A 3540-nucleotide genomic window follows, 5' to 3' on the forward strand; every position below is an offset into this window, starting at 1 on the left:
GACACAGCCTAGCCATACGGTTAGAGAACCGCGCTGCTTGAGGGCCTTGTTATAGGAGGGCCAGTTAGTGATTTTAAAATTTTGTTTTGCCATGGAGACCTGATTTTGAAACAACTATGGTGATCTGTTCCGATGATTACCCAAACTTTCTATTTATTCAACAAAGCCCGTAGTGGGGTATCCTGGCCCCATCAGCTGATGACGTCAGAATAACAGATCGAAACCGGTAATAATTTTTTGTTCAAAAAAATTGACTTACCACAGCAAATCACTTAGCTATTCATTATCGAGTGGTGGCGCTATTCTTATCCCCATCGAAAGCACTTCGCTTTCTACCTAACCACAGAGATAAGGATTAGCATCATGAAAATCATCAAAACTTTTGCAGCAGTACTGGCCCTGACTTCTCTCTCTTTCGGCACCTTCGCCGCAGAGCAGATAGGTACCGTTTCCGTGAGTGGCGCTAAAACGCTGAGCGGTTTTGAATCGCAAGTTGCCGCTAAAGCACAGGCAGCAGGTGCATCTTCTTACCGTATCGTTTCTGCTACCGGTGATAACCAACTGCGCGGCACGGCAGTTCTGTATAAATAAGTGAAGTCGAGCAAATGTTACAAGGGGAGCCAATGGCTCCCTTTGCTTTTTAACGTTTTTTAAATGCGGCGGCCAGTGCATCGCTCATGGCGCTATTGCCTGCTGAGCTCTGCGGCTGTTTTGCACGCGGTGCATGATGAGCTGGGCGAGATCCGGTGTTGCGTTGGGCTCCGCTGGCGCTACGGCGTGACGGGGTGTCACCCGGTTGTTCATCGAGGCGCATGGTCAGCGCGATACGCTTACGTTGCAGATCGACTTCCAGCACCTTGACCTTCACAATATCACCGGCTTTCACCACCTTGTGCGGATCGTCGACATAGCGATCGGACAGCGACGAAATGTGCACCAAGCCATCCTGATGTACGCCAATATCCACGAAAGCGCCAAAGTTGGTGACGTTGGTGACCGCACCTTCGAGCACCATACCCGGCAGCAGATCGTTGAGCGTTTCCACCCCTTCGGCGAACGCAGCGGTTTTAAACTCCGGTCGAGGATCGCGCCCAGGTTTTTCCAACTCTTTCACGATGTCTGTCACCGTGGGTAAGCCGAAGCGAGTGTCAGTGAAATCCACCGCCTTGAGTTTGCGCAGGGCGGCGGAGTTACCCATCAAATCGCGCAGTGTCTGGCGTGTGGCTTCCAGAATGCGTTCGACCACCGGGTAGGCTTCTGGGTGAACCGTCGAGGCATCCAGTGGGTTATCGCCGTGGTTGATACGCAGGAATCCGGCGCACTGTTCGAAGGCTTTTGGCCCCAGGCGACTGACCTTGAGCAACTGCTGACGGTTGTCAAAGCGTCCGTTTTCGTCACGCCAATTGACAATATTCTGCGCCATCATTTTGCTGAGCCCAGCAACACGCGTCAGCAGCGCCACTGATGCTGTATTCAGATCGACGCCCACGGCGTTAACGCAGTCTTCCACCACCGCATCAAGCTTTTTCGCCAGTTGCACCTGGCTCACATCGTGCTGGTATTGGCCGACACCGATGGATTTGGGATCGATCTTCACCAACTCTGCCAGAGGGTCCTGCAATCTACGCGCAATAGAAACCGCACCGCGCAGGGAAACATCCAGACTGGGGAATTCCAGCGCCGCCAGCTCTGATGCAGAATACACCGAAGCACCAGCCTCACTGACAATCACCTTCTGGGCATTGATTGCCGGGAACTGTTTTTGTGTATCGAGGAAGAAACGTTCTGTTTCACGTGATGCGGTGCCGTTGCCAATCGCCACGAGTTCTACCTGATGCTTAACGCACAGTGCCGCGATGATCGGGGCCGCCTTGGCAGCCTGTCCGGTATGTGGGTAAATCGTATCCGTGGCAACCAGTTTTCCGGTTGCATCTACCACCGCGACTTTCACGCCCGTGCGCAAACCCGGATCGAGCCCCATGGTGGCGCGCATTCCGGCAGGCGCGGCCATCAGCAGATCGTGCAGGTTGCGTGCAAACACATTGATGGCTTCTTCTTCGGCCTTTTCACGCACGGTGCCCATCAGCTCGGTTTCCAGATGCAACAGTACCTTGATACGCCAGGTCCAGTTGATCACCGCACGACGCCAACTGTCGGCAGGAGCGTTGTTAAGCTGCAAATTCAGGTGTGAAAGGATGATCTGTTCACCCTGGCTTTCGCGCGGCGGCTCGTCAAACTGTGGGTCGGCGTTCAGGGCGAGTTGCAGTACTCCTTCGTTGCGGCCGCGAAACATCGCCAGTGCACGGTGTGATGGCACGCTGGCGATCGGTTCTTGATGGGCAAAGTAGTCGCGGAACTTCGCGCCTTCATCTTCTTTGCCTTCAACCACGCGTGCGACCAGATGGGCATTTTTCCACAAATAGTCACGCACCTTGGCAAGCAAGATGGCATCTTCTGCGAAACGCTCCATCAGAATGTAGCGCGCACCGTCCAGCGCGGCTTTGACATCGGCAACGCCTTTGTCTTCGGCGACATAGGCCAGTGCCGCCTCTTCAGGCACCTGGCTCGGGTCTTGCCACAGGCTGTCTGCCAGCGGTTCCAGCCCGGCTTCGATGGCAATTTGTCCACAAGTACGGCGTTTGGGCTTGTACGGCAGATAGAGATCTTCCAGCTCTGTCTTACTCAGGGTGCCGTTAATCGCCAAAGCCAGCGGCGGTGTTAATTTTCCTTGCTCTTCGATCGATTTCAGAATGGTCTGACGCCGTTCTTCCAGTTCGCGCAAGTAACCGAGGCGGGTTTCCAACTGGCGCAGTTGGGTATCATCCAACCCGCCAGTCACTTCTTTACGGTAACGAGCGATGAACGGTACGGTGTTCCCTTCGTCCAGCAGGCGGACTGCGGCGTCAATCTGCTCCTTTCGCGCCTGCAATTCGCTGGCGATAATCTGGCTCAATGCATCATTCATAATCGGAATTCAATCATCATCAAGGGGTGAGTTAACTAATCGGGGACAGTTATACGGATTGCGTAGCAAAAATGCCAGTCGGCATTATGACCTCTCAGAAAATTTACCTATGTCAATTTTTCAGCGAATTGTTCGAATTTGAAGCCTTTTTTCGCGTATTAAGGAAAGGTGCGGTACGGAGTGTGCTCTGGCTGTGTTACGGTAATGCGGCACAGATTCGCGTTATGGGGTGTCATGTTGGTGAAAGGCGCATTCGGACGGGAGAAAGAATAATGACAGTCAAGAAATCCATCCTGACGATGGAAGGAAAAAAGAACATTGCACTTAATGTGCGTGCGGGCGTGTTGGGCAAAGAGGCCGTAGACATTCGTCCGTTAGGTGCGCAGGGGCTGTGTAGCTACGATCCGGGGTTTAATAACACGGCCGGGTGTGAATCCGCCATCACCTATATTGTATTAGTCGCGACTTGATCTGACACTGGACCTTGCAAGGTTGAGAGTTACCGGTTTTGATATGGGTGTCCAATCCTTATACAAAACACGAGGTAACTCTCATGATTCATACTAACAATCCCA

Annotated in this window: 4 protein-coding genes; 2 read left to right on the top strand and 2 right to left on the bottom strand. The window is 53.0% G+C overall.

The features are described from left to right. A partial coding sequence (locus ACTBDZ_RS16085; RefSeq protein ID WP_438816059.1) for a hypothetical protein occupies positions 1-93 on the bottom strand: 93 nt, incomplete at its 3' end. A 270-nt stretch (positions 94-363) separates the two neighbouring features. On the opposite strand from ACTBDZ_RS16085, the gene ACTBDZ_RS16090 reads away from it, so the two are divergent. Continuing rightward, entirely contained in the window at positions 364-591 is a 228-nt protein-coding gene (locus ACTBDZ_RS16090) for a YdgH/BhsA/McbA-like domain containing protein (RefSeq protein ID WP_438816056.1), read from the top strand. A 49-nt stretch (positions 592-640) separates the two neighbouring features. Here ACTBDZ_RS16090 and ACTBDZ_RS16095 read toward each other — a convergent pair whose 3' ends face one another. Continuing rightward, complete coding sequence (locus ACTBDZ_RS16095; RefSeq protein ID WP_438816057.1) at positions 641-2965, bottom strand: Tex family protein; 2325 nt, start codon at positions 2963-2965, stop codon at positions 641-643. A 272-nt stretch (positions 2966-3237) separates the two neighbouring features. Here ACTBDZ_RS16095 and ACTBDZ_RS16100 point away from each other — a divergent pair, with 272 nt between their 5' ends. Then, a complete protein-coding gene (locus tag ACTBDZ_RS16100; protein WP_438816058.1) occupies positions 3238-3435 on the top strand; it encodes a hypothetical protein in 198 nt (65 codons plus the stop codon). Positions 3436-3540: the final 105 nt, after the last annotated feature.

The sequence above is a fragment of the Symbiopectobacterium sp. genome, from assembly GCF_051710365.1.
Classification (GTDB): Bacteria; Pseudomonadota; Gammaproteobacteria; order Enterobacterales; family Enterobacteriaceae; genus Symbiopectobacterium.

Bases quoted from the DNA above. Each gene is read 5' to 3' on its own strand.
- ACTBDZ_RS16090 (WP_438816056.1), top strand. From the start codon at position 364: ATGAAAATCATCAAAACTTTTGCAGCAGTACTGGCCCTGACTTCTCTC.
- ACTBDZ_RS16100 (WP_438816058.1), top strand. From the start codon at position 3,238: ATGACAGTCAAGAAATCCATCCTGACGATGGAAGGAAAAAAGAACATT.
- ACTBDZ_RS16095 (WP_438816057.1), bottom strand. From the start codon at position 2,965: ATGAATGATGCATTGAGCCAGATTATCGCCAGCGAATTGCAGGCGCGA.